Consider the following 25,075-nt stretch of genomic DNA (forward strand, 5'->3'; position numbering starts at 1 on the left):
AGCTGCTACTATTAAAATTTAAGTCTAACATTGAATCCTAAGTTACGTGAACTTGGCATCATGAAATTATCAATACCTTGATAATAGTTACCGGTTGTAGCCACCGCTTCCGGATCAAATGGAGCCTTACAGTAGATCATCCATAAGTTACGTCCTACCAGTGAGACTGTAATATCTGCTACACCCCATAATTTGTTTTTAGGTATTGTATAACCGATGCTGGCTTCCTGTAAACGTAAGTTTGTTGCACTATAAGTATAATATTGGGGAATACCACTTTCCGAACCTATCACAGAATACCATTTTTGTGCATCGATTATATCACCGCCATTAACAGATACACCTCCACGGTCACGTGCAGCCGCACTGACTTCCGATACTCCATAAAGGTCAAGAGCTGCTTGTGTAGCAGAATAGACGATACCACCAATACGCGCAGATAACATAAAGCCGAAATTCAGATTCTTCCAACGAAAATCATTTCTCCAAGCCATATTGCATTTCGGGAATACACTGCCTAATTTAATATCTTCAGATTTGAAGTTGGCTTTTACATTTCCTTCTGCGTCAACATAAATATTACCTTGGTTGTCACGTAGTAAGTCTGCGGTAGAATACATATCTCCTAATGTTCCACCTTTCTTTAGTACAAATCTAGCTTGTGCAAGACCACCGACATCCAATCGTTCTTTTGTGATTAGCTCACCTGTTTCGGGGTGAATATAGTTCTCTAACAAATTAAGTATTTCATTCTTGTTGGCACTAAAAGTAAAGTTAGATGACCAACTGAACTTCTTGTTCCATTCATTCTGATATCCAAGTGATAACTCTATACCTTTATTCCGTACACTACCTGTTTGTACGTACATCGTTGAGTATTTTGAAGATACAGAAACCTGAGGATTGAATGTTTGATTATAAGTCTTTGTTGTATATAATCCTAAGTCAAAATTAAAATGATCCAAGAATTTTGCTGTGATACCAATTTCCCAAGAGTTAGTTTTTTCCGGCTTCAATTCATACAATGGATAATGAGTCTTGGTAATCCATTGTTTTGTTGCATTATCCCATTCATAAGTAGGACTTGCCAGGAAACGGGGAAAAGGTAAACCTACTGACGCAAATGAACCTCTTAGTTTCAAATATTGAATCTGCTTCGGCATCGGCAATAATTCTGAAAGAATGACAGAACCACCTATTGAGGGATAAAAGAATGCACTTTTTGCAGAATTAGGTCCTGCTAATTGAGAAGGCCAATCGCTACGTCCAGTTAAAGTTAAATAATATGTACTCTTATAGCCTAGTTCAACACTTGCAAAAAGAGATTTGGTTTGTTCTCTGTAACCACTTTGATTACGCTTTGTCTTAACATCATCCAGTTGAATGATATTGAACATATTAGCAATTCCATCACTACGGATCGGGCCTTCATTAGACATAACATCTTGTTTCATATCAGAGTAAGACGCACCAATGTTAGCTTGCAAAGAAATAATTTCTTTAAATGTCTTGTTGATGTTCACCATTACGTCTGCGTATGTCTGTTTGTCGATAGTTCTGGCTAAACCAAAGAAGCCGTTTTTCGAACCTTCTGTCAATACATTATGGCTGGTTGCATATAATTTCTTTGTATAATCTGTATTTGCATTATCTATACGCACACGACCAGAAACGCTTAACCAGTCAAGAATTTGATAACTCAGGTTGGTACTTAACATATAACGTTCTTTATCGTTCTCACGTAAATTACGATATGCAATCCAATACGGGTTTTGTCCTGTATAGCTGGAAAGCATTTCATTGGGCCAATATTGAGTATAAATTTTGCGATTCGTGTCGTAGCGTTCATACATTTTATATTCTTCCCAATCGTTTCCACGCGGAAATAAATAAGCAGTCACCAATGGGTTTGAATAAGTACCTTGGTTAACCATATTCTTATCATTTTGCTTGATATAACTGGCACTTACATCCAATATCATTTTGTCCTTCAAGAAAGAAGTCGTATTGCGGAATGTAAAATTATAGCGATTATAGTCATTGTTGGGAACCATACCTTTGGAATTCACAACGCTGGAAGAAAAATAAGTCTGATTTTTATCCGTACCAGCTGATAGTGCGACGCTTTCGGTAGTAACAACACCTGTTCTGAGGAAGTCACTTGCCGGATCATATCCCATGTAATTGCTGTTGTTTAACAGATGTCCCCAACTAAGGTCACCAGTTGTTGCACCTGTTGACAGATTGCCTGTACCATAACGATTTTGAAATTCCGGCATTCTGAACGGACGAATAAATTCTGTATTTTGTGTAACAGTCAAACTGACACGTCCTTCTTTACCTTTCTTTGTAGTAATAACAATTGCGCCATTAGCTGCCTGACTACCATACAAAGCTGCCGCTGCAGCACCAGTCAATACGGACATGGACTCAATATCTTCCGGATTTATATCAGCAATAGCTTCTGTGGATCCCTTTGAATCGAATACTTGTCCGCCTTCTCCGCTCAAATTGTACATTGGAATACCATCTATTACATAAAGTGCGTTACTGGATTGCTCTATACTTTTTGCACCACGCATCACCACTTTGCTGGCACCACCTACACCTGATGAACTGGAATTGATTGTAACTCCAGCAACCTTACCGGAAAGAGCGTTGATGAAGTTGGCATCCTTGTTAGTTAAAAGGTCATCACTTTTTACTTCCTGAACATTATAACTCAGAGCTTTTGTCGCTCGTTTGATACCCAAAGCAGTGACAACTACTTCATCAATAACTTGTGTATCATCCATTAATGTTATATTTACAGTGGATTGACCTTTTAGAGGGATTTCCTGTGTCTTATATCCAATGTATGAATACACAATAACCGGATTAGTGCTTTTGGTAACTATCTTATAGTTACCATCTAAATCGGTTATAGCTCCATCAGTTGTTCCTTTTACTAGAATACTGACTCCGATTAGTGGTTCACCTTTGGAATCTATAACTTGTCCTGTTACAGTTTGTTCTTTACCAACTTGCTGTTGGTTACCACTTGATACTTCTTTCTCTGATAGATAGATGATATTATCTTCTATCTTGTAGGAAATATCTTTGTTCTTAAGAAGCGTATTCAGTACTTGTTCCAATGGAGCATCTTTTACATTTAAAGGATCAACAGTTATTGTTGATAGCTTGTCGTTATAAAAGAATTGATACTTTGATTGGGACTGAATTTGCTTAATTACACTTCCTAAAGTTGTACGGTGAGTTGATAATGTCAACTGGGCTGTAGCCCACTGCAATGGAACTACCATGAACAAAAGAATCAGTAAAGCTCGAAATAGATTCGACTTTCGAAGCGAATGTTTGCTTTCCATACTTTTAATTTAACGGTTATACTTTTATTAAACTCTAAAAAGGAGAGTGTCGACTTTCTTCTCCCTTTTGCTAATAAAACAACGCTAATATAATAAACACTTAGTCCAATTTCTCTTTTTTTCTGAGAAAAATGAAAATAATATAATACCCTCTTGATTACCTTACAATTAGGATATACCAAGTACTTGGAGAACTTACGTCAATATAAAGCAGAACCGGAACACAAAAAAGTGTATGCATGGTTTGATAATAGCGAAAAGAATCTGTTCAGTCGTGCGCAACATCTTACTGATTTACCCGATAGTCTCGACGCTGTGGTATTAATACACCCGGAAAATCTAGTAGAACGTGAGTTGCAGGAGATTGAGAGTATAAGGAGCAATAAGAATACAAAGGTTATTTACTCCATTAGTTTTGATGAAATCAAAGCGGCTTATAATCAATCTATGGAAAGCGAAGCGGAAGCAGAACCAATAGCGCAGGATTTTCTCTCTTATATGGTAGATACATTGCAACATGCTCTTTCAATAGCAGATAAATATGACTATGATGGAATCTCTATCGGATATGTAGGGAAAAGCATATTGCATATGACAGAAGCAGAGAAGGATGAATATAAACAGAATGAAAAAGCATTTATTGGAATAATGAATGACTGGTTTCAAAGACATCAAGATCATGTGATTGTTTTTGAAGGCAATCCGCAGAATCTGATAAATAAGGAGCTGTTAACTAATTGTTCCGTGATATTTGTGTCGTGTCTTGATGTAAATAGTGTAGAGAAACTTACATTTAATTTGCAACTGGCAGCTGTGGAAAATGTTCCGTTGGATAAGTTGGCTATTGTAATTCCAACAGCGTCACCTGATGAAAGCGATAAAGAAACGGGATATTTTGCTGATGGGACAAAAATATTGGCCGGAGTAGCAGAATGGGCGCTTGGTGTCGGAAATATAGATGTTGCCGGGCTTGGAATTTATAATATATCCAATGACTATTATAATCCTTCGATGATATTTAAAGATACGAGAAATGCAATCAATACACTAAATCCATCAATTAAAAACTGATAGTCATGAAAAAGTATAAACTATTTTCAATTATGATATCGTTGGCTGCCGTATGCATTATTTCAGGTTGCCAAGATGATATGGAAACTTTTAATAACAAAGTATACGTTGACGGTAATTCAAAAGTTGGGACTATCTTGTTGAAGAAAAACGTAGAAAGTCTGGAAAGAATGATTCAAGTCTCGGTTTCCAAACCTGCTGAGACAGACTTTGTAATCACATATAAAGCTGATCCATTATTAGTAGGTATGTATAATGCAGCTTATTATGATAATGCAATCATGTTGCCTGAAGAGAATTATGAAATACCGGAAACACAGGCGACAATATTCAAAGGAAGTACAAAGTCGACAGAGGTTACTGTTCGTTTCAAGAACTTGACCAGTCTTGACCGTGAATTAATATATGTGCTTCCTGTTACAATAGCTGATGCCAATGTTCCTATTCTTGAAAGTGCACGAACGAACTATTATATTTTTAAAGGAGCAGCCTTAATCAATACGGTGGCTAACATTAACGAAAACAATGTGTATGTTTCCTGGAAGAACCCAAGTGTAGTAAGCCGTCTGTACAGACTGACAGCAGAGGCACTTGTGCGTGCAGACAAGTTGGATAATAAAATTAGCACATTGATGGGAATTGAAGGAAAGTTTCTCATTCGTATCGGAGATTCCGAGCCTTCCAATCAAATTCAGATAGCTACGGAAGCAGATAATGCGACATCTGCGGATTGGACTCTTCCTGTTAAAACATGGGTTCATGTTGCTGTTACTTATAATTATCTTACCGGACTTGTTGAAGTATATATTGATGGAAAGAGAAAAACTGCACAAACTCTTGAATTCAGGAGTGCTATAAACTGGGGAGTTGCACATTCAGATGAGTCGAATGGTAAGCCTCGTTGTTTCTGGATTGGTTATTCTTACAATAAGGAACGGTATTTCAATGGTGATATTTGCGAATGTCGTATCTGGAACCGGGTACTTAGCGAAGAAGAAATAAATGTAAAGGATCATTTCTATTATGTGGATCCTGATTCTGAAGGACTGGTCGCTTATTGGAAATTTGATGATGAAAGCGGCAATACGATCAAGGATCATACCGTTAATGGCAATGATGCGACAGCATCTAATACCTTACTGTGGAAGCCGGTAGAGTTACCTCAAAAAAAATAAATAGTTCTTGTCTAAATTATAAAAAGTATATAACTATGAAATATAATAGATTTATAAATATACCCATATTCACAGTGATATTATTTCTTGTGAGTTGCTTTACGGCTTGTGAAGAAGAAGTTGAAATATCACCGATAAACGAAGATGATTATATCGTGAGCAACGGCTTATTAGGATATGTGACAAATCAGGAAGGTAAACGTGTTGTTGGTCATGTTGAGTTCCGTAATGAAGGAAGTACGTTTTTTTATCTCAATGTATCTAAGAAAACGTCACAAGACTGTACTGCTGCTCTGATGTATGACGAAACTGCATTAGAAGCGTACAATATTAAAAATCAGACAAGTTATAGACCTTTTCCTGAAAATCTTGTAACTATAGAGAACAATGGTAATTTGACAGTAAATGCAGGTAACAAGAAGTCGGAAGGAATAAGAATTTCATATCGTAGTGATAATACACTCGATTCGGAGGACACATATGTAATACCTCTTTCTGTTCGTGCAAAGTCAGGTGATATGACAATTTCCCGGGAGGAACAGACCTTTCTGGTTTTTGTTAAAGATTTGTCATCCATTATCGACTGTCATAAGACAAATGGAGTGAAAATCATAAGCTGTATGGAAGTAAATGATACGAATCCGTTGAATAATCTCTGCTTCACACTGAAGAACAACAATAAATTGTTGATCGATATGGTTATTCTGTTTTCTGCCAATATAAAATACGATATAGAACGGCAGAAAGTGTACATTTACAACAATCCTAATGTACAACATATACTTTCCAATCGTGAAAAATATCTCAAACCTCTGCAAGATAGAGGAATGAAGGTGCTTTTAGGAATTTTGGGAGATCATGATCGTGCTGCGGTTGGAAACCTTGCCGATGAAACTGCCAGAGCATTTGCACAGGAAGTCAAGGCGATGTGTGATGCTTATCAACTGGATGGCGTTTTTATGGATGATGAACATTCGGATGTTATGTATCCGGCACCTCCCGGATTCGTTAATAGTTCATCTGCTGCGGCAGGAAGGCTTTGCTATGAAATCAAACAAGCGATGCCCGACCGTATAATGGCAGTTTATGTATACACGACGACATATAATCTGCCGACCATAGACGGACATCGTTCCGGTGAGTATGTAGACTATGGTATTCATGATTATGGAAGAAATTCGGATCTTAGCTATAATTATCCGGGAATGCCTAAAGCAAATATGGCATTATGGTCACAGGAATTAAATGAAAGAAGAGGCACGGAAGTTACAGAAGACCAGCTGAGAACCGCACGTAACAATGGGTATTTGTCACATATGATTTTCGCGATGGATCCAACAAGATACGGTTTCCAACAGACTCAACTTCAAGATCTGGAAAAAATAGCCGGAGGATATTTTGATGATGAATTGCTGTATGATGAAAAACCATATAAAAAGGATTGGTAATTGCATATACATAAGTTTAATTAATCTGTAAAATATAGACGCATGAAAACTATCTATAAATTAATATTCTCATCCTGCATATTGGCGTTAATGCTGAATAGTTGTAGTAATGATGATGACGAGAAAAATGATATTCTGGTTGTAAAAGAAACTCCAGAACTTAATATTGGTGAGGAATCTATAAGTGTGATTGTTAATAAAGAAACGAATGTTGAAATAACTCAGGGAGGGAGTGAATATAATACATTCTCGTTGAATCCGGAGATTGTTACAGCTAAGGTTGAGGATAGTCAGATTGTAATATCAGGAAAATCCGGAGGAAATACATTTATAATTGTTTCGGATCAGAGTGGACAGTATAAAAAATTTCCGGTTATTGCTTATTATGATAAGTTGACTTTAGATCAGGAGCATGTTGATATTGAAATTCCTAATGGTGCGCCGGGGGAAGCTACTGTTCGGGTGATTTTAGGAAATGGTGGATATTCTGCAACATCTGATAATAATGAAATTTTGTCCGCAAGTATATCTGGTGATTATATTATAATTACTGCAACAAAAGAGGGTGATGCAACAGTTACGGTTAAAGATGGAATGGGAATGGAGGGCAGCTTTACAGTACATACTACAATCTCAACAAGTCCTTATACTAAGCAGGAGCTTGAGAGTATAAAAAATAATTCTCAAGTAAGATATGAGTTTGAAGGGTATAAGCCCTATCTGTCTCGTGCTACGCTTTATAATACGATGGAGAATGGAATGCATAAGTATGGATGGAGTACTTATAGTGAACATTTGTTGATTTGGTTCTCAGGAGATAAATCTGTAGGAAAAAAAGAAAAAGCTTTCTTGAGCCAATACACTTATGAAGACTATACGACAGAATATACTAATGAACCTATTATTTTTGAGATAATAAAGAATGATGGAAAGAAAATATGGGCTGTATATACTGTGCAAAGTAACGGGAAATCCTATGGCTATTTCTGTGCTGAGATATAAGTATTCTGTTTTCTGGATTATAAGTTATTGTTATTTTGTTTGGAAATGGATTGAGATATAACCTCTCAGCGTACACCACTAGGGAATTGAAAAGTGAAAATTTGCTGTCATCTGTCACATATTTATATTTAAATGCTTGATTGTGAGTGAGTAATGGTGTGACAGCAGCGTGTGATAGCATGGTGACAGCAGAAATGCTGTCACCTCTTCTTTTTTATAGAAGCAAGTGTCAGCTTAGTTTCCTCAACGCGGTTTATATAACACACTACTGCCTTGACTAACGTTTGTGCCAACGGCTTGGCACAACTGTGCCACCAAGGTGTCATTACTGTGCCAAGCCGTTGGCACAGTCGTTTCATCCCTATGTGACACTTGTGTCGATAGGATGTGACAATCGTTTCCTTCGGATGTAACGGTTATGTCGTCCGGATGTGACGGTTATGTCAATCAGGAGATACTGTTACCAGTCGTAGTCTTCGACATATGCATCAAACTGTTGCGGGGTGGAGACGCCGCAGTTCTTGAGGATATTCAATACGTGTTGTTGTTCGGAAAGGGAGAGAAGGCGTTCGCCTTTGCGTGAGCGGTAATAGGTTCTACGGCCGAAGTAGCTCATTAGATGTAGGATGACGGTTTGCATCTGTTTGTAGGGAAGATTCTCCAGCATTCCGATGAATCCTTTGGCATATTGTATTTTTTTGTTGGAACGATAGTAAGGGCAATTCCCTTCTATGCTTGCCAAATGTTTGGGACTGACGATAATCCAATGTTTGATATTTTCCGGTACGCTTTGTTCGGTGATTTGTCTCAGACAGGTGCTTGCTTTGAGGCATTGTCGGTTGAGACACATCGGATACTGGTAAGGGACTTTTTCGAAGTCTATTTTTTCTTCCATGATTATAGGTTGTTTAATCAAATATGTTAATCTTCCGCCAGCCACTTCTCAATATTTCTTGTTTTGCTGGAGAAGTTTACTCCTATCCGAAGTAACTTTCGAGAATCAGTTTCGAATGGGAGGGCATAATGTTTTTCTTTAATTTGTTGCAGAGCCTCTTCCGCAGTGCCGTTCAGCTTGAATTCCATAATGTAGATATATTGGTCTGTTTGCAATACGAGGTCGATACGTCCTTCGTTCGTATGATATTCCACTTTTGTGTAGAATCCCATCAGTTTGAAGACGATGAAAAGTACATTCTGATAGTGCAGTTCTAGTTCACGTTCTTTATTCTTGGTGTGACCGGTAATTGTTTCATAAGGAGTATCGGCAAAGAAACTTTGCAAACGGCGGAAGAAACAGTTGTAGTCTCCCTGCTCTATTTCTTTCACGAACTTTCCTATTTCGAATGCGGACTTGCTTGTGCTTACATTCGCGTAGAATGGGAGAAGGAACCTGACGAACCCTTCCTCTACTTCACGGTTAGGAAAACCAAGGCGGTAAGTCCCGAAACGGGCATCGTAACCCTTTATGGTCAGATAACCGCTTTGATAAATTACTGGGATGGGATCGGTATCCGCACTGTCTATTCCGTCCAATACATCGACCGATGTTTCTTCGTGAGTGATATGGGTAAGGTCGTAGTTGTGATTTTGCAGCAGGGTGACGAGATACGTGGGCGTACCCGTAGCAAACCAGTAGCTGCCGAACTCTTTCCGCTTGAATGTATGGAGCAGGCTGAAAGGGTTGTACATGCCGATGGAGTTGTGCGTGAAGTGATAACCGTCATAATATTGTTTTACTTTCTCGCGGGTAGCTTCGTAGGTCATTCCGTTTGCATCCGCCAGTTCGTGCAGGTCATCCTTGAAGTTTATCTCCAGTTCCCGATCACTGATGCCGCAGATTTCGATATATTCGTTCCACATTGATATGTCGTCCAGATTGTTCAGGTCACTGAATACGCTGACCTTGCTGAATTTGGTCACTCCCGTCAATATCCCGAAACGGATGCAGCCGTCTTTGCTTTTCAGTGCTCCGTAGAACCCTTTCAGCGTATTGCGGTAAGCCGTTTGCAACGCCTCGTCGCCGATAGCCTGAAGCATGGGCTTGTCATATTCGTCAACGAGGATAACTACACGTTGGCCCGTTTTTTCGTATGCCCGTTGAATGATTCCTTCAAATCGTGACGCTAATGATTTTTCGGCGGGGTCGCTTCCATAGAGCTGTTCCCAAGCGGATAGGGCACGTTCTAACTTCAGTTCCAGGTTTTGGGGGATACTGTAGTTTTCGGTGTTTAAATCTAAGTGCAGGATGGGATAGGTAATCCAGTCTTTTTCCAGTTTTTCCATTGCCAGTCCGGTAAAGAGTTCCTTTTTCCCTTGAAAGTAAGCTTCGAGGGTGGAAATTAACAAGCTTTTGCCAAAACGACGGGGACGGCTGAGGAAGTAATAACGTCCGGTTTTTGCTAGATTGTAGATTATCTCCGTTTTGTCTACATAGTAGTAGCCATCTTTTCGGAGGCTTTCAAAGTTTTGGATACCGATAGGATAAAGTTTGCTCATAATCTCTGCTTTTATAATAGAAACTAAAACAAAGATACGAAGAATATTCTGTCACAGAAGATAATTGAGGAATTTTTATGTAGATGATGTCCGCAATAAACAGGAGGTAGACTGAAATTGCCGGAAACCACCTCAGCGAGAAATGAGATGGATTCCGGCAATGTTTTAGCTATGTATTTATGGAGAAAGGATTATTGCTCTTTGGAAAAAGAATAAGGCATATCCTCTTCTTTCGTTCCTCTGTCCTTATTCGGTCGGTTACCCATATCTACCTTGATAGTGCCACCTTTGAATAAGTCTTCGTGGCGAAGATAATTCTTGGTGTAATCAGTTCCGTTGACATTCAACGAGTTGACATAGAAGTTCTTTTTGCTGTTGTTCGGAGCATCAATCACTAAACTGTTGCCGTTCTCAAAATGAAGAGTTGCTTTCTTGAATAATGGGGCGCCTACTATATATTCGTCTGTTCCCGGGCAGACAGGGTAGAAGCCTAATGCCGAGAATACATACCAGGCGGAAGTCTGCCCGTTGTCTTCGTCACCGCAATAACCGTCCGGGCCCGGAGTGTACATTCTGTCCATAACTTGACGCAGCCAGTATTGGGCTTTCCAAGGTTGACCGGCATAGTCATACAGGTAAATCATGTGTTGGATAGGCTGGTTGCCATGTGCATAGTTACCCATGTTCATGACAGTCATTTCACGGATTTCGTGAATCACCTGTCCGTAGTAGCTGTCGTCAAAAACTGGTGGTACGGCAAATACGGAGTCCATCATTGTGATAAACATGTCTTTCCCACCCATCAGGTCGATAAGTCCCTGAGGGTCGTGGAATACAGACCAGGTGTAGTGCCAGCTGTTTCCTTCGGTGAAAGCATCCCCCCATTTCAGAGGAGAGAATGGTGACTGGAAAGTACCGTCCTCGTTGCGGCCGCGCATCAGTTTGGATTCTTTGTCGAAAAGGTTCTTGTAGTTCATGGCACGTTTGGCAAAGAGGTTGATTTCCTTTTTCGGACGTTTCAGTTCTTTGGCGAGTTTGTAGATACACCAGTCGTTGTATGCATATTCCAATGTACGGGCGGCGTTCTCGTTGATTTTTACATCATAGGGGACATAGCCCAGTTTGTTGTAATATTCATGTCCCAAGCGTCCTGTTGAAGAGACTTCGGGGTGTACATTCTCCGTGCCGTGAATCAATCCTTCATACAAAGTCTTTACATCGTCCACTTTCACGCCTTTCATATAAGCGTCTACCAGGATAGAAGCGGAGTTATTGCCGACCATGCAACCTCTGTGTCCCGGACTTGCCCATTCAGGGAAGAATCCGCTTTCTTTATATGTATTGATAAGTCCTTCCTGCATTTCCTTGTTGACCGACGGGTACATCAGGTTCAACAACGGAAACAGACAACGGAAAGTATCCCAGAAACCTGTATCGGTGTACATATATCCCGGCAGAACCTGACCGTTGTACGGGCTGTAATGAACCGGTTGCCCGGCAGCGTCCAGTTCGTAGAACTTGCGCGGGAAAAGCAACGAACGATACAGACAGGAATAGAATGTACGGTATTGGTCGAGATTGCCACCTTCTACTTCTATCTTTCCTAATACCTGATTCCAGGCTTCTTTCCCCTTCTTAGCCAGTTGCTCGATATTGTCTTTACCCAGTTCTTTCATATTGACAGCCGCTTGTTCAAAGCTGATGAAAGAAGAAGCGATTCGGGCATGTACCTGTTCGCCTTTGCGTGTCTGGAAACCGATAATGGCTCCGGCATGGTCGGTAGTCTGTTCGGCAACGTTCTCTTGCAGGTTGCCGTTGGCTACCGTAGCTTTGTAAGTGAAGGGCTTGTCAAATTCAATGATGAAGTAGTTCTTGAAGTTTTCGGGAACTCCGCCACTATTGCGGGTGGTATAACCGATAATCTTATTTTCTTCGGGAATCACTTTGACATATGAACCTTTGTCGAAAGCATCCACCACGACATAAGAATGAACGTTTTCGGGGAAAGTGAAACGGAAAAGGACGGCACGTTCCGTCGGAACCATTTCTGTCACTACATCATGCTCTGCAAGATATACTTTATAGTAGTAAGGAGTGGCAGTCTCGCCTTTATGAGCAAACCAACTGGCACGTTTTTCTTCATCAAACACAGGTGTGCCGACTATCGGCATGATAGAAAACTGTCCGTAATCATTAATCCACGGACTGGGTTGGTGAGTCTGCTTGAAACCACGAATCTTGTTGGCTGTATAAGTATATTGCCATCCGTCTCCCATTTTCCCTGTTTGGGGAGTCCAGAAGTTCATTCCCCAAGGGCGGGCGATGGCCGGATACGTATTACCTGTTGATAACTCGAAGGTAGACTGCGAGCCCATTAGCGGGTTGACATACTGTGTCCAGTCTTTGGCCTTGGCAAAGAGTGTGCAACCAAGCACACATGCTATTAATACTATTCTTTTCATGGTATATGTGTTTTGTAATTAGGTTTGTCGGTCATTCTGATTTCCATTGTTCCGCCGTTCGCCAGATCCTGATGGCTGAAGAATGGGGTATCCAAAGACTTCCCGTTCAGTGATATGCTTTCGATGTATTTATTCTTTTTAGAGTTATTCTTTACTACAATACTGAATGTTTTTCCGGCAGGCAGATTGATGACCGCTTTATCGAAAGCGGGACGTCCGATAGAATATACCGGTTTGCCCGGACATACCTGATAGAATCCCATAGAGTTGAGTATATACCATGCGGACATCTGGCCACAATCCTCGTTACCGGATAGCCCGCCCACACTGTTGGCATACTGGCTGCGGTAAACACTGTCCACCAGTTCCTGAGTTCTCCACGGGCGGTTTACGTAGTTGTACAGATGAATCACGTGATGGCTCGGCTCGTTGCCGTGCGCGTATTGACCGATAAGTCCGCTGATGTCCGATGAGGTCGTTTCACCTTCGAGCGATGAGTCGGCTGCAAACAAAGAATCGAGTTTCTGGACGAATGCATCTTCGCCACCCATCAGATTGACCAGTCCTTCTACATCGTGAGGTACAAACCAAGTCCATTGCCAAGCCGTTCCTTCACAGTAATCATCACTGCGGTGAGTCGATGCACGCGGATTGAACGGCGTACGCCATTCACCTTTCGAGTCAAGTCCACGCATGAAGCGGGTTGACTTGTCGAAGTAGAATTCATATGCTTTGGCAAAACGTTCATATTTGGCCTTGGATTCAAAATCGTTCATTGCTTCCGCGAAGATAGAGATGCACCAGTCGTCGTATGCATACTCAAGAGCTTTGGCGACCGATTCATTTTCACGGTCGCAAGGGATATAGCCGATGGCATTCTTGTAATATTTCGCTTTCGGCATGAGGTGGGGCAGTACCAAGTCCGGGCATTTGATGCCGGTAGTATCATATTCGGCTGCACGCAGACAGCCTTTGTAGGCTTCTTTAGCGTCGAAGTTGCGGTAGCCTTTCATATAAGCATCCACTATGACGGGGACGGCATGATAGCCGATCATAGTACCGGTATAGTTGGAAGCCAAATCCCACATCGGATATATTCCACCTTCCTGATGTTTCTTTATCAGTGAATTGATAAACTGATTGTTCAGTTCGGGATCGATAATCGTCATTAACGGATGCAATGCACGGAAGGTGTCCCACAATGAGAATACCGTATATACAGGATTGACAGTGTCTCCCTGATGCACTTCGAGATCCATCCCCAAATAACGTCCGTCCGCGTCGGTGAACAGGTTCGGACTGATTCCCGTGTGATAGAGAGCGGAGTAGAAGATGGTTTTATCTTCCTTGTCGGAAGTCGTAATATCTATTTTCGACAGATATTGGTTCCATGCAGTGCGTGCGTCTTTGCGTACCTTATCAAAATCCCATCCGGAGATTTCCGATTCGACATTCTTGCGTGCACCCGCTATGTCGACGGCGGAAACACCTACTTTGACCAATACTTGTTCATCTTTCTTCGTGTCGAAATGTAATAGCGCTTTGCAGACAGGAAGCCGTTTGCCATCGTCCATGGTGATGGAGTCCGTAATCAATGTATAAGAGAACGGCTTGGAGAATTTGGCGTAGAAATTGATATATTGGTCGAAAGCCCAATAAGTCGTTTTCTTATGTCCGCAGATTTCCGTGTCACTGATAACTTCGATTTCCATCTCCGAGTTGGTCTGTCGTTGCAGACTGTAATCCAAATCAATGATAAAGCCTGATTCGGTACTTTCGGGGAAAGTATAACGGTGGATAGCCCCACGTTTCGTAGCCGATATTTCAGCTTTTACCTGATAAGTGTCCAGAAAAACTGAATAATACCCCGGCTCTGCCGTCTCATTCTCGTGAGAGAAAGAAGAAGCATAAGCCAGTGTCTGACTTTGGGGGTCGGTCGTCAGATATAGCTGTTTGCCGACGGTGGGCATGAGCAGCACATCCCCGTAGTCGCAACAACCTGTGCCGCTGACGTGTGTATGGGAGAAACCGTTGATGGTGGAGTCTGCATAATAATAACCTGAACAGGCATCCCATCCGTCAATCCGTGTGTCGGGACTGGGCTGAATCATGCCGTGGGGCACTACTGCTCCGGGAAAAGTGTGCCCGTGTCCACCGGTTCCGATGAAAGGGTTGACATAAGCACTGTAGTCTTTTACATTAGTGGGGGCTGTGCAGGAGCTGAGTGTGAATAATCCTCCTAAACATCCTACTATCAGGAATGTTTTCAATTTCATGGTATCAATAGCTTTTAGTTTCATCGGATTGCCTTTTATTTCTTATTTGGGAGAAATAAAGATGTTGCTTCCGACAATTTTATAATCAATAGGTATGGAGTTCTGCAATGATTTCAACACGGATTCGATGTCCGACTTCCGTTTCAGTACGCCGGAGTAAGTCTTGTCCGGCCGGATGTCGGGAGACAGGATAATCTTCACGTCATAAAAACGTTCCAAAGCTTTGGTGATAGTGAATATATCTGCTTTTTGGAAAGGAATCAGGTTGTTATGCCATACGGCGTCCATCTTGGCATCCACTTGCTTCACGGTCAATCGTCCGTTGTTCTTGTTCAACTCCGCACGTTGTCCGGGAGCAAGGATGATTTGTCCTTCTTCCTTGTTGCCTTTCACTTCGATTTCGCCTTCAATCAATGTCGCTTCGGCTATCCGGCAGCGTTTGTCACATTTGAAGTTGAACGTCGTTCCCAATACGCGTACGCGCATGGCGTCACTTTGCACGGTGAACGGCTTGTGGCGGTTTTTCGTTACTTCAAAGTAAGCTTCTCCTTCCAGATGCACATTGCGTTCTTTTTCGGAAAACTCACGCGGATATTTTAAAGTTGCCGAATTGTTCAGCCAGACTTTGGTGCCGTCCGGAAGGACAACTTCTTTCACGATGCCTTCGTTGGCGACGGCAACCATCATCTCCTGCCCGGTTCCATTCTGATAGAACCAGTATCCGGCTCCGCCACCTATAGCCAATAGCACGACAACGGCAGCCGCGTACCTCATCCAGCGATGCATACGCCGTATCTTGTTCTGTTTTCCTTTCTCTTCGTCCAGCTTCCTGTAAAGCCGTTTTTCCGCACGGTTCATCCGTCGGCCGTCGGCATATTGGTCGAACTTACCCAAATGATAAATTTCTTCCATGCGGAATAACTGACGGGCATTTTCTTCCGATTCCTTCATCCAAGTATTGACTTCGATGAGTTCTTCTTCGGAACACTGTCCTGTCAGATATTTGTTGATTATATCTTCACTCAGATTACTCATTTTCTTCTCCTTCATATTAATAATACAATTCAGAATACAAAAACACTTATCAATCTCCCCATAAAAATAAGAAAAGAATTATCCAAAGCGGGTCGAGACGACTACGCAAGTACTTCAGGGCCTTGTACATATGAGCTTCTACCGTACGGAGTGAAACGCCGAGGGCATCGGCTATCTCCTTGTTTTTCATTTCGTGCAGATAGCTTAGCTTGAATACTTCTTTGCATTTGTCCGGCAATTCATTGATTGCGTCGTAGATTTCCTTGCGGAGCTCTCTGTCTTCAATCCGCCGGATAACCTCGTTGTTGTCCGGTTGGTAAAACTCTGCACGCCTTTGGTTGATTTCTTCCATGGCGGCACAGTAGCCGTCTTCCACGTTGCGATGTTTCAAGACATTGAGGGCGCGGGTGTAGACGGCACGATAGAGAAAGGCCTGAATCTGGTCGCCTATCTCTATATTGTCTTTCCGTCTCCATAGTTCCACAAATACATCCTGCACCACGTCTTCCGCTTCTTCTTCTCCTACCAGGCGGGTGGCATAGAAGATGAGGCTGGGGTAGTACTTGCGAAATAATGTTTTGTAAGTTACATCGAAGTTTTCATTCATTCTCTCGATAGATATTAGTTCAGGTACACTCAAGGTTTTTGCTCCTCAAATATGACTCCGATTGTTTTTGGGGTGTCGCCCATTTCAAATTCCACGGTGGCTCCACTCATGATTTGTTCATGGGTGATGTACGTTTTGTCGTATGGCTGACCGTTTACTTTGATTGATTGTATATAGATATTCTTCTTATTTACATCAGGCGCAAGTATGGTGAAAGTCTTGCCATTGGCAAGATGCAACTGCATTTCGGGGAATAGGGGAGTACCTATTTCGTACTCTCCGCTGACCGGATTGACCGGATAGAATCCCATCGCGCTGAATACGTACCATGCAGACATTTGTCCGCAGTCTTCGTTTCCGCAAAGGCCGGCAGGTTCGTTCCTGTAAAGTTCGTTCATTACTTTTGCCACGTAATATTGAGTCCGGTCATTGAATCCTATCGAGTTGTACAGGTAGATGACGTGATGGCTCGGTTCGTTGCCGTGCGCGTATTGACCGATCATTCCCGTACTGAAAAGCGGAAGTTCTGCGTCTGCTGCCGGATGATAAGTGAACATGCTGTCCAGCTTTTCGGCAAATCTGTTTTTACCCCCTGTAAGGTCTATCAGCCCGTCAACATCATGCTGCACCGACCAGAAATACTGCCATCCGTTGCTTTCACAAATATGCGGTGTATAGTCATCCGCCTTGAAATCTTTAATAAAGTTACCTTTGTCATCCCGTGGTTGCATGAAAGATGTTGCGGGGTTATAGACGTTCTTATAGTTTTGGGAACGTTTGTAGAATGCGTCTGCAATGTCTTGCTTACCCATCTTCTTGGCCATTTCGGCAATGCAGTAATCGTCAAAGGCATATTCCAGCGTTTTGGATAATGACCAGTTTTCAGCGTTGTAGTGGTCGGTCACGTTGTAGGGGATGTATCCCAGTTCCTTGTAGAGTCCGATGCCGCGGTAGTTGTCGAGGTTGGCGGTTGCTACACAGGCGTCCAATGCTTTTTCTGCGTCAAAGTCGCCGATGCCTTTCAGGTAGGCGTCTACGATGACAGGGACGGCGTGGTAACCGATCATCATATCCGTTTCACTTCCGTAGAAATTCCATACGGGCAGGCGTCCGTTCTGTTCGTAGAAGGCGATGAAGGATTTCACCATGTCGTTGACACGTTCCGGATCGGTGTAGGTGAAGAGCGGATGGGCGGCACGATACGTATCCCACAGGGAGAAAGTACTATAATTTACCCAACCGTCAGCCTGATGCACTTTCTTGTCGGGGCCGTAATAGGCTCCGTCTACGTCGCTGTAAATGGTAGGAGCAATCATGGAATGATAGAGAGCGGTATAGAACTTGACTTTGTCGTCCTCGTTGTCGCCTTTTATTTCAATCTTTCCGAGTTGCCGGTTCCAGTTTGCTTTCGTTTTGGCGAGGTATTTGTCGAAATCGTTTTCGGGCACTTCAGCTTGCAGGTTCTTGGCTGCGCCTTCCATGCTTGTGCCGGAAATAGCTGTGTTTACGAGAATCTGTTCGCCTTCCTTGGTGTTGAAGTCGAAGCGGGCGATGACGGCTGTGCCGATGCGTCTGTTGTCTTTGATGATGGCAGTAGTATCTAACTCCATTTTCTCAAAAGGACGGGAGAAGCGGGTGCGGAAGTAGATGTGCTGGTCGCGTGCCCACCCGTTGGAGAAGCGGTAGCCTTGGATGGTGACGGAGTCTACCACTTCGATATGTGAGTCGTTGGTGAAATCCCAGTTCATAGCTTTCTTCAAGTTTAGGAAGATGGCCGATTGGGCTTCGGGGAAGGTGTAACGCTGGATGCCACAGCGTTCGGTTGCGGTCAGTTCGACATTGATATTGTAGTCTTTCAAGCGCACTTGATAGTAGCCGGCGTAGGCACTCTCATCCTCATGGGAGAATTTGGAGTGGATGCCCAGCGGAGCTTCCGCTTCTTTATAAGGCAGGGTGACAGGCATAAAGGAGATGTCGTATAAATCTCCTGCTCCTGTGCCGGAGAGGTGCGTGTGGCTGAATCCGGCAATTGTGCTGTCCGGATAGAAATAGCCGGAGATACGATCCCAACCGGGAAGCCCGTTGTCAGGGCTGAGTTGTACCATGCCGAAAGGGGCTTGGGCACCCGGATAGGTGTTTCCGGTGAAGTCTGTTCCGATAAATGGATTTACATAAGACGTGTAATCTGTTTCGTGTTTTTCTTGTGTAGGGGTACAAGAAATTAGCATGCAGGTTAACAGCAGGCATAGATAAATAGATGTTCTCATCATTCTTCAGGTATTAGTGATTACTTATTTTAGTTATTTGAAGGATAAGAAAAATAATTAATCTGTTTGCAAAGGTAGAAAAAAATGTGACATACTGGCGGATTGGACATGAAAAAAGCGTGTCTTAAAGTAGTTTCTACCTTGAGACACGCTTTTTCTTTTAATTTATTAACTCTTAGATTCCTGCGAGTTCCAGTACCTTTTCGACTGCCGCATTCAATCCGTCGGCATTCTTACCGCCGGCAGTAGCGAAGTGAGGCTGACCGCCACCGCCACCTTGAATCAGTTTGGCAGCTTCTTTCACCAGATTACCTGCTTTTAGACCGGTTGCTACCAGGTTGTCACTCAGCATCACTGTCAGCATCGGCTTGCCGTTGTCTATGCTTCCGGCTACGAAGAACAGGTTTTCTGTAATCTCGCCACGAAGTTGGAAAGCGATGTTCTTCACTACTTCTGCCGGTAGCGGAGAACAGAACTTGATAACTTTGACACCGTGAACTTCCTGTATATTCTTCAATAGTCTTTCTTTCAGGGCAGCTTCCTTTTCTTTCATGAAGTCTTCCACCTGTTTCTTCAGTCCTGCGTTTTCGTCAATATATTTGCGGATAGCAATACCCAAGTCAGGAGCATTGTTGAAGAGAGCTTTCAAGTCACTAAGTGTATCTTGGATAGTGTCCAACAATTCCTCTACGCGTGCTCCGGTATATGCTTCGATACGGCGGACACCGGCAGCGACTGAACTTTCCGACATGATTTTCACCATACCGATATTTCCGGTTGCAGCCACGTGCGTACCACCGCAGAATTCGATAGAAGAACCGAACTGGATAACACGTACTTTGTCGCCATACTTTTCACCGAAAAGAGCGATAGCGCCCAGTTCCTTGGCTTCCTCGATAGGAATATTGCGATATTCTTTCAGAGGAATATTAGCGCGGATTCTTGCGTTAACGATATGTTCTACTTTGCGGAGCTCTTCGTCAGTCACTTTCTGGAAGTGGGAGAAGTCGAAACGTAATGAATCCGGTGTCACCAATGAACCTTTCTGCTCGATATGTTCACCCAGGACTTCACGCAGGGCAGCATCCAGCAAGTGGGTTGCCGAGTGGTTGGCTGCACAGGCAGCACGTTTGTCGGTGTCTACACAAGCCATCATCGGAGCTTCCGGATGTTCGGGCAACTTTTTGGTAATATGTATCGGAAGGTTGTTTTCTTTCTTGGTGTCCACTACTTCAATCGTCTCGAACTCGCTTACCAATACACCGGTATCACCTACCTGACCACCGCTTTCCGCATAGAACGGAGTATAGTCAAGTACAATCTGATACAATGTCTGGTTCTTCTGCTTGATTTGACGATAGCGAAGGATGGAAGCCTCGTATTCTGTATAGTCGTAACCGACGAATTCGGTTGTTCCTTCTTTCAGCGTAATCCAGTCACCTGTTTCGATGGCGGCAGCATTGCGGGCACGCTGTTTCTGCTGCTGCATTTCTTCGTTGAACTCCTCGATGTTGACAGTCATTCCGTTTTCGCGGAGAATCAATTCTGTCAGGTCGAGCGGGAAACCGAATGTATCATATAAGGTAAAGGCGTCTTTACCGCTGATTTCTGTCTTTCCTGCCGCTTTCGTATCTTCCATGGTCTTGTCGAGCAAGCGGATACCTGTCTCCAGTGTGCGCAGGAATGATTCTTCTTCTTCCTTGATTACTTTTTCAATCAGTGTCTTTTGTGCAATCAGTTCAGGATAAGCGTCTCCCATGTTGTCGATAAGCACGGGCAGCAGTTTGTACATGAACGCCTGTTTCTGTCCGAGGAACGTATATCCGTAACGAACGGCACGGCGAAGGATACGACGGATTACATAACCCGCTTTGGCGTTGGACGGCAACTGACCGTCTGTGATAGAGAAAGCAATCGTACGGATATGGTCGGCAATCACGCGCATGGCGATGTCCTGCTGCTTGTCTTTTCCGTATTCCGTGTTTGACATGGCTGCGATAGCTTTCAGCATCGGCTGGAACACGTCTGTATCGTAATTGGAAGTCTTGCCTTGCAATGCCATGCACAAGCGTTCGAATCCCATACCGGTGTCGATCACTTTGGCAGGAAGCGGTTCGAGAGAGCCGTCTGCCTTACGGTTGTATTGCATGAACACAAGGTTCCAGATTTCAATCACCTGCGGATGGTCATGGTTTACGAGGTCACGACCAGAGATTTTGGCACGTTCTTCTGCCGGACGAAGGTCGATGTGGATTTCGGAACAAGGTCCACAAGGGCCTGTATCACCCATCTCCCAAAAGTTGTCGTGTTTGTTACCATTGATGATATGGTCTTTCGGCAGGAATTGTTCCCAGTAAGAAGCGGCTTCGTCGTCACGGCTCAGTCCTTCTTCGGGGCTTCCTTCGAATACGGTGGCGTAAAGATGTTCCGGATTCAGTTTCAATACGTCTACCAGATATTCCCAAGCCCAGTTGATGGCTTCTTTCTTGAAGTAGTCACCGAATGACCAGTTGCCGAGCATCTCGAACATGGTGTGGTGGTATGTATCGTGTCCTACTTCTTCCAGGTCATTGTGCTTTCCGCTTACGCGCAAGCATTTCTGAGAGTCCGCGACTCTTTGGTATTTCGCCGGGTGGTTACCCAAAATAATATCTTTAAACTGGTTCATACCCGCGTTGGTAAACATCAGGGTAGGGTCGTCTTTTATCACCATGGGAGCCGACGGAACGATGTGGTGTCCTTTCGACTCGAAGAAATTCTTGAATGAATCTCTGATTTCTTTTGCAGTCAACATATCTTCTATATATCTATCGTTGAGGTTAATATTCTCAAAAAACTGTGCAAAGATAGCGTGTTTTTACGATATAGCAAAAGTTTGTTTCAATATATTGTGCAAGGGGTTACAATACGGACATACCTTCTAAAATATCTCATTAATAACCAAATGTAATAACCGATTTTAATAACGTTTGGTAATAACAAAGATGAGCGAACAGGTATTTTTAGATTTCAGTTTGAATTTCAATTTGCGGCAGACAAAGAAGAATATGCCAACCATTATTTATGCCCTGTTTACCTTTAGAGGGAGACAATACAAGGTCAATATTGGCGCCAAGGTTTATCCAACGCAATGGAATAAGCGGAAACAGATAGCCACCATTAGCAACGGGCAAACAAGATTGGATAATCGCAATAATGAGATAGTCAATAAAAAAATAAGGTCGCTTCTTGCTATCTTTGAAGCGAAGAAGAATTATCTTTGTGAGAACTTGGAAAGGATAGATTTTCTTTTTGAGGAAATTAGGCAAGCTATTAATCCTAAATTGAAATGTCGTAATTATATGGAGAAAGAAATACATTTATCAGCAACTCTGGTATTTAGAAAAATGGTGGATAAGTATGTGAAGGAAGATAGTAGTAAGAAAATATATCTAGGTTATATTAGTGCTTTTGAAGCTTTCTTGAAAGTTAAAAATATTCCTAACCGCTTATCCGTTATTAATGGAGATGTTTTAACTGATTATCAACAATATTTATTGGACTTGAATCCTCGTCGTATAGCAACGCATCTAAACAAAATAAAAGGTATCAGAACATTAATCAATCATGCTAATAGAGACAAAGAGATAAAAGCTAATATAAATATAAATTCTTTTGTTGCTATCAGAGATGAACGTTCTAAAGAACAGAAGAAAAGTAAACAAGTTCCATTAACAGAAAAGCAATTACTCGCTATATATAACTATACAAATTTAAAACCTAGGGAAGTAGAAGCCAGAGATTTGTTTATTTGTCAATGCTTGTTAGGACAGCGTATTTCAGATTTACCTAAAATATTTAAAGGAGAATATGCTATAACCAGATTGGACGATGAAAATGAAGTAATTTCATTTGCTGTTCAGAAGACTAGGGAAGAAGCTACATTGTATCTCTTTCCTGTAGTGAAAGAAATATTAGAGAGGTATAAGCAAACAGGTTTTAAGCATATAGATTTACTTATAGAAGATGAGAAGGTAGTCAGGAGAAATGAGGCTAAACTGAATAGAACTATAAAACAGGTCTGTAAAAAAGTTGGATTGGATAGTGATGTTATTTATGTTGAACAGATTGGGGAAGATGTAGTTGAAAAGAAAAAGAAACTATTTGAAATGATTCATACTCATATTGCAAGACATACTTTTATCACTTTGATGTGTCGTTTGGGTGTATCAAAAGAAGATGTTATAATAGCAACTGCGCATACAGATACCACAATGATAGACGATGTTTATTTGCACGAAACTGTAAATGACAAAGGGACAAGGCTCATTAATTCTTTAAAGAAAATCAAAGGTAGTACATTATTCAAGATTGAAGAGGCAAATAACATAGTAGATACTACTCTGAATAAAGAAGAAGCAGTTAAGAAACCAAATTCAACTGAAAGCGTAACTAATAATATCACCTTCGATACTCTGTTAGACACTCAATTTTTTGCGTCTAAAATCAATAAGGCTGTTGAACTACAATCACAGGTAGGTCATTTGAAAAATGGGAAACTGTGTAGCTATGACAATGAAATCAATTCCCTTATAAGTGAGATAGAAAAATTTTCCCAATCTTCCACTTCTGATTCTGATGTGGCAAAACAATATGTGAAACAGTTATCTGTTGGGAAGCAATCAGACTTGCATGACAGTTTTAGAGAAATGATTGTCAAATGCGTTAAGATTGGTATCAGTAAGGATGCAATTATGCAGTTTATCAATAAGGCTTTGGAAATAGGCTTGTTGGATAATGAAAGATTCACCAATATAAAAGAAATCACTACAGCCTTATTGGATAAAAGAAACAAGGGCTGACAAGTTTTCGAGGAAATCAAGGTTTCCGGTAAGTCTGAACATCATATTCTCCCCGAACAGCCACGGTTATGGGGAGAACTTTTGCTTCATCGCATCCTCAACTCAAATATTCCACAATTTCGACTTGTCGTTTGGTGATGCAGTCGGAACTTTATACCTTTGCAACGTGATTGAAGGTCAGAAATGACCGAGTTTCTCATCACCCAGATTCACTACTACAAACCTAAATCTACTCCAAATGAAAGAACTGACCTACGCTGACATTCGTAAAATGGCACTAGAGCACGGTATCAAGGACACAAGGCTTCACATTGGGCTTTGGGCTACTGACCGATACATCAAAATGCGCAAAATGGTTCAAGGTAAGACGTATACAGTTTACCTACCGCATCATAAACAGGAACAGGAATGATTTTCGAGTTACAAACCTGCCACCAAGCTAGCGGAAGAGGGCATATCTTCACTTCATAAAGCTCTCAACACTAAGTTTAAAGAATGTTTACGAAGCGTTTGGACACCTCACCGAAGTGCAGTATCTTTGCACTACCAACATGAGATAAGAGTGGTATCACTGAAACTACTGAATTACCCCACTTGAAGTATATCTGAAAACCACTATTTGAATTTACGCCACTCACCGCACACAGATTCATTCTTTATGTATATTTAATTTTATGAATTTATGGCAATGAACATGCTATTTGTAAGTTCAAGCTACTTCCTAAGAAACATTCCAGTAGCAATTTTAAACAAGAGAGAGATTATCAAACTCAAAATGCAGCGGTACAAGGACGTAAAGGTTTACCTCTACAGTTTTATACTACCAGACTACATGACAGATGAATATGTATCAGAGCAACTGGACGCACTTGCATCGCACTTGCTGTTCCCGCATTTCATACTATCCATTGCCAATACGACAATCTACAACCCAAGACTTGTCGCCAATAACGTGAATGGCATAGTGCATATCGTTTTATGCTTTGAGCATGATTGAATCAACAATTTTATGAATTTCCAATTATGAACA

The 25,075-nt window shown here is 41.9% G+C and carries 14 protein-coding genes; 5 read left to right on the top strand and 9 right to left on the bottom strand.

The window, feature by feature from the left end; all coding sequences use genetic code 11:
- Positions 1 to 11: 11 nt before the first annotated feature.
- Positions 12 to 3,365: a SusC/RagA family TonB-linked outer membrane protein gene (locus tag BQ7997_RS18515; RefSeq protein ID WP_073347604.1), complete on the bottom strand. Its 3,354-nt coding sequence runs from the start codon at positions 3,363 to 3,365 to the stop codon at positions 12 to 14.
- 153 nt (positions 3,366 to 3,518) lie between these two features.
- Here BQ7997_RS18515 and BQ7997_RS18520 point away from each other — a divergent pair, with 153 nt between their 5' ends.
- From BQ7997_RS18520 to BQ7997_RS18535, 4 genes are read left to right on the top strand one after another with little or no spacing between them, the layout of a single operon-like run.
- The gene (locus BQ7997_RS18520) at positions 3,519 to 4,436 is read left to right on the top strand and encodes a glycoside hydrolase family 18 (RefSeq protein ID WP_073347605.1); all 918 of its coding nucleotides are present in this window, start codon (positions 3,519 to 3,521) and stop codon (positions 4,434 to 4,436) included.
- A gap of 5 nt (positions 4,437 to 4,441) precedes the next feature.
- Positions 4,442 to 5,611 carry a DUF1735 and LamG domain-containing protein gene (locus tag BQ7997_RS18525; protein ID WP_073347606.1) on the top strand — a complete coding sequence of 390 codons (1,170 nt, stop codon included), beginning with the start codon at positions 4,442 to 4,444 and terminating at the stop codon, positions 5,609 to 5,611.
- A gap of 35 nt (positions 5,612 to 5,646) precedes the next feature.
- On the top strand, positions 5,647 to 7,059 hold the full coding sequence (locus BQ7997_RS18530) for a BT_3987 domain-containing protein (RefSeq protein ID WP_073347607.1): 1,413 nt from the start codon (positions 5,647 to 5,649) through the stop codon (positions 7,057 to 7,059).
- Between the two features lie 42 nt (positions 7,060 to 7,101).
- Positions 7,102 to 8,061 (top strand): pilus assembly protein N-terminal domain-containing protein, encoded by a 960-nt coding sequence (locus BQ7997_RS18535; protein ID WP_073347608.1) that lies wholly within the window; start codon positions 7,102 to 7,104, stop codon positions 8,059 to 8,061.
- A 460-nt stretch (positions 8,062 to 8,521) separates the two neighbouring features.
- On the opposite strand, the gene BQ7997_RS18540 is transcribed toward BQ7997_RS18535, so the two are convergent.
- The 8 genes from BQ7997_RS18540 to alaS form a co-directional block, all read right to left on the bottom strand.
- Positions 8,522 to 8,956 carry a DUF6078 family protein gene (locus BQ7997_RS18540; protein WP_073347609.1) on the bottom strand — a complete coding sequence of 145 codons (435 nt, stop codon included), beginning with the start codon at positions 8,954 to 8,956 and terminating at the stop codon, positions 8,522 to 8,524.
- Positions 8,957 to 8,982: 26 nt separating this feature from the next.
- On the bottom strand, positions 8,983 to 10,560 hold the full coding sequence (locus BQ7997_RS18545) for an ATP-binding protein (protein ID WP_073347610.1): 1,578 nt from the start codon (positions 10,558 to 10,560) through the stop codon (positions 8,983 to 8,985).
- Between the two features lie 188 nt (positions 10,561 to 10,748).
- Positions 10,749 to 13,019, bottom strand: a complete 2,271-nt coding sequence (locus BQ7997_RS18550) for a GH92 family glycosyl hydrolase (RefSeq protein ID WP_073347611.1) — start codon at positions 13,017 to 13,019, stop codon at positions 10,749 to 10,751.
- The gene (locus tag BQ7997_RS18555) at positions 13,016 to 15,295 is read right to left on the bottom strand and encodes a GH92 family glycosyl hydrolase (protein ID WP_073348449.1); all 2,280 of its coding nucleotides are present in this window, start codon (positions 15,293 to 15,295) and stop codon (positions 13,016 to 13,018) included. Before BQ7997_RS18555 ends, BQ7997_RS18550 begins: the two co-directional genes overlap by 4 nt.
- A gap of 42 nt (positions 15,296 to 15,337) precedes the next feature.
- Positions 15,338 to 16,345, bottom strand: a complete 1,008-nt coding sequence (locus BQ7997_RS18560) for a FecR family protein (RefSeq protein ID WP_044653319.1) — start codon at positions 16,343 to 16,345, stop codon at positions 15,338 to 15,340.
- Between the two features lie 34 nt (positions 16,346 to 16,379).
- Positions 16,380 to 16,937: an RNA polymerase sigma-70 factor gene (locus BQ7997_RS18565; RefSeq protein ID WP_073348450.1), complete on the bottom strand. Its 558-nt coding sequence runs from the start codon at positions 16,935 to 16,937 to the stop codon at positions 16,380 to 16,382.
- Positions 16,938 to 16,966: 29 nt separating this feature from the next.
- Positions 16,967 to 19,204: a GH92 family glycosyl hydrolase gene (locus BQ7997_RS18570; protein WP_073347612.1), complete on the bottom strand. Its 2,238-nt coding sequence runs from the start codon at positions 19,202 to 19,204 to the stop codon at positions 16,967 to 16,969.
- 175 nt (positions 19,205 to 19,379) lie between these two features.
- Positions 19,380 to 21,998 (bottom strand): alanine--tRNA ligase, encoded by a 2,619-nt coding sequence (gene alaS, locus BQ7997_RS18575; RefSeq protein WP_073347613.1) that lies wholly within the window; start codon positions 21,996 to 21,998, stop codon positions 19,380 to 19,382.
- Positions 21,999 to 22,188: 190 nt separating this feature from the next.
- Here alaS and BQ7997_RS18580 point away from each other — a divergent pair, with 190 nt between their 5' ends.
- Complete coding sequence (locus BQ7997_RS18580; RefSeq protein ID WP_073347614.1) at positions 22,189 to 24,045, top strand: tyrosine-type recombinase/integrase; 1,857 nt, start codon at positions 22,189 to 22,191, stop codon at positions 24,043 to 24,045.
- Positions 24,046 to 25,075 lie beyond the last annotated feature (1,030 nt).

Source organism: Bacteroides congonensis, from assembly GCF_900130125.1.
Lineage (GTDB): Bacteria > Bacteroidota > Bacteroidia > Bacteroidales > Bacteroidaceae > Bacteroides > Bacteroides congonensis.

Bases quoted from the DNA above. Each gene is read 5' to 3' on its own strand.
- BQ7997_RS18530 (WP_073347607.1), top strand. From the start codon at position 5,647: ATGAAATATAATAGATTTATAAATATACCCATATTCACAGTGATATTA.
- BQ7997_RS18560 (WP_044653319.1), bottom strand. From the start codon at position 16,345: ATGAAGGAGAAGAAAATGAGTAATCTGAGTGAAGATATAATCAACAAA.
- alaS (WP_073347613.1), bottom strand. From the start codon at position 21,998: ATGTTGACTGCAAAAGAAATCAGAGATTCATTCAAGAATTTCTTCGAG.
- BQ7997_RS18580 (WP_073347614.1), top strand. From the start codon at position 22,189: ATGAGCGAACAGGTATTTTTAGATTTCAGTTTGAATTTCAATTTGCGG.
- BQ7997_RS18525 (WP_073347606.1), top strand. From the start codon at position 4,442: ATGAAAAAGTATAAACTATTTTCAATTATGATATCGTTGGCTGCCGTA.
- BQ7997_RS18535 (WP_073347608.1), top strand. From the start codon at position 7,102: ATGAAAACTATCTATAAATTAATATTCTCATCCTGCATATTGGCGTTA.
- BQ7997_RS18555 (WP_073348449.1), bottom strand. From the start codon at position 15,295: ATGAAATTGAAAACATTCCTGATAGTAGGATGTTTAGGAGGATTATTC.
- BQ7997_RS18515 (WP_073347604.1), bottom strand. From the start codon at position 3,365: ATGGAAAGCAAACATTCGCTTCGAAAGTCGAATCTATTTCGAGCTTTA.
- BQ7997_RS18570 (WP_073347612.1), bottom strand. From the start codon at position 19,204: ATGAGAACATCTATTTATCTATGCCTGCTGTTAACCTGCATGCTAATT.
- BQ7997_RS18540 (WP_073347609.1), bottom strand. From the start codon at position 8,956: ATGGAAGAAAAAATAGACTTCGAAAAAGTCCCTTACCAGTATCCGATG.
- BQ7997_RS18565 (WP_073348450.1), bottom strand. From the start codon at position 16,937: ATGAATGAAAACTTCGATGTAACTTACAAAACATTATTTCGCAAGTAC.
- BQ7997_RS18550 (WP_073347611.1), bottom strand. From the start codon at position 13,019: ATGAAAAGAATAGTATTAATAGCATGTGTGCTTGGTTGCACACTCTTT.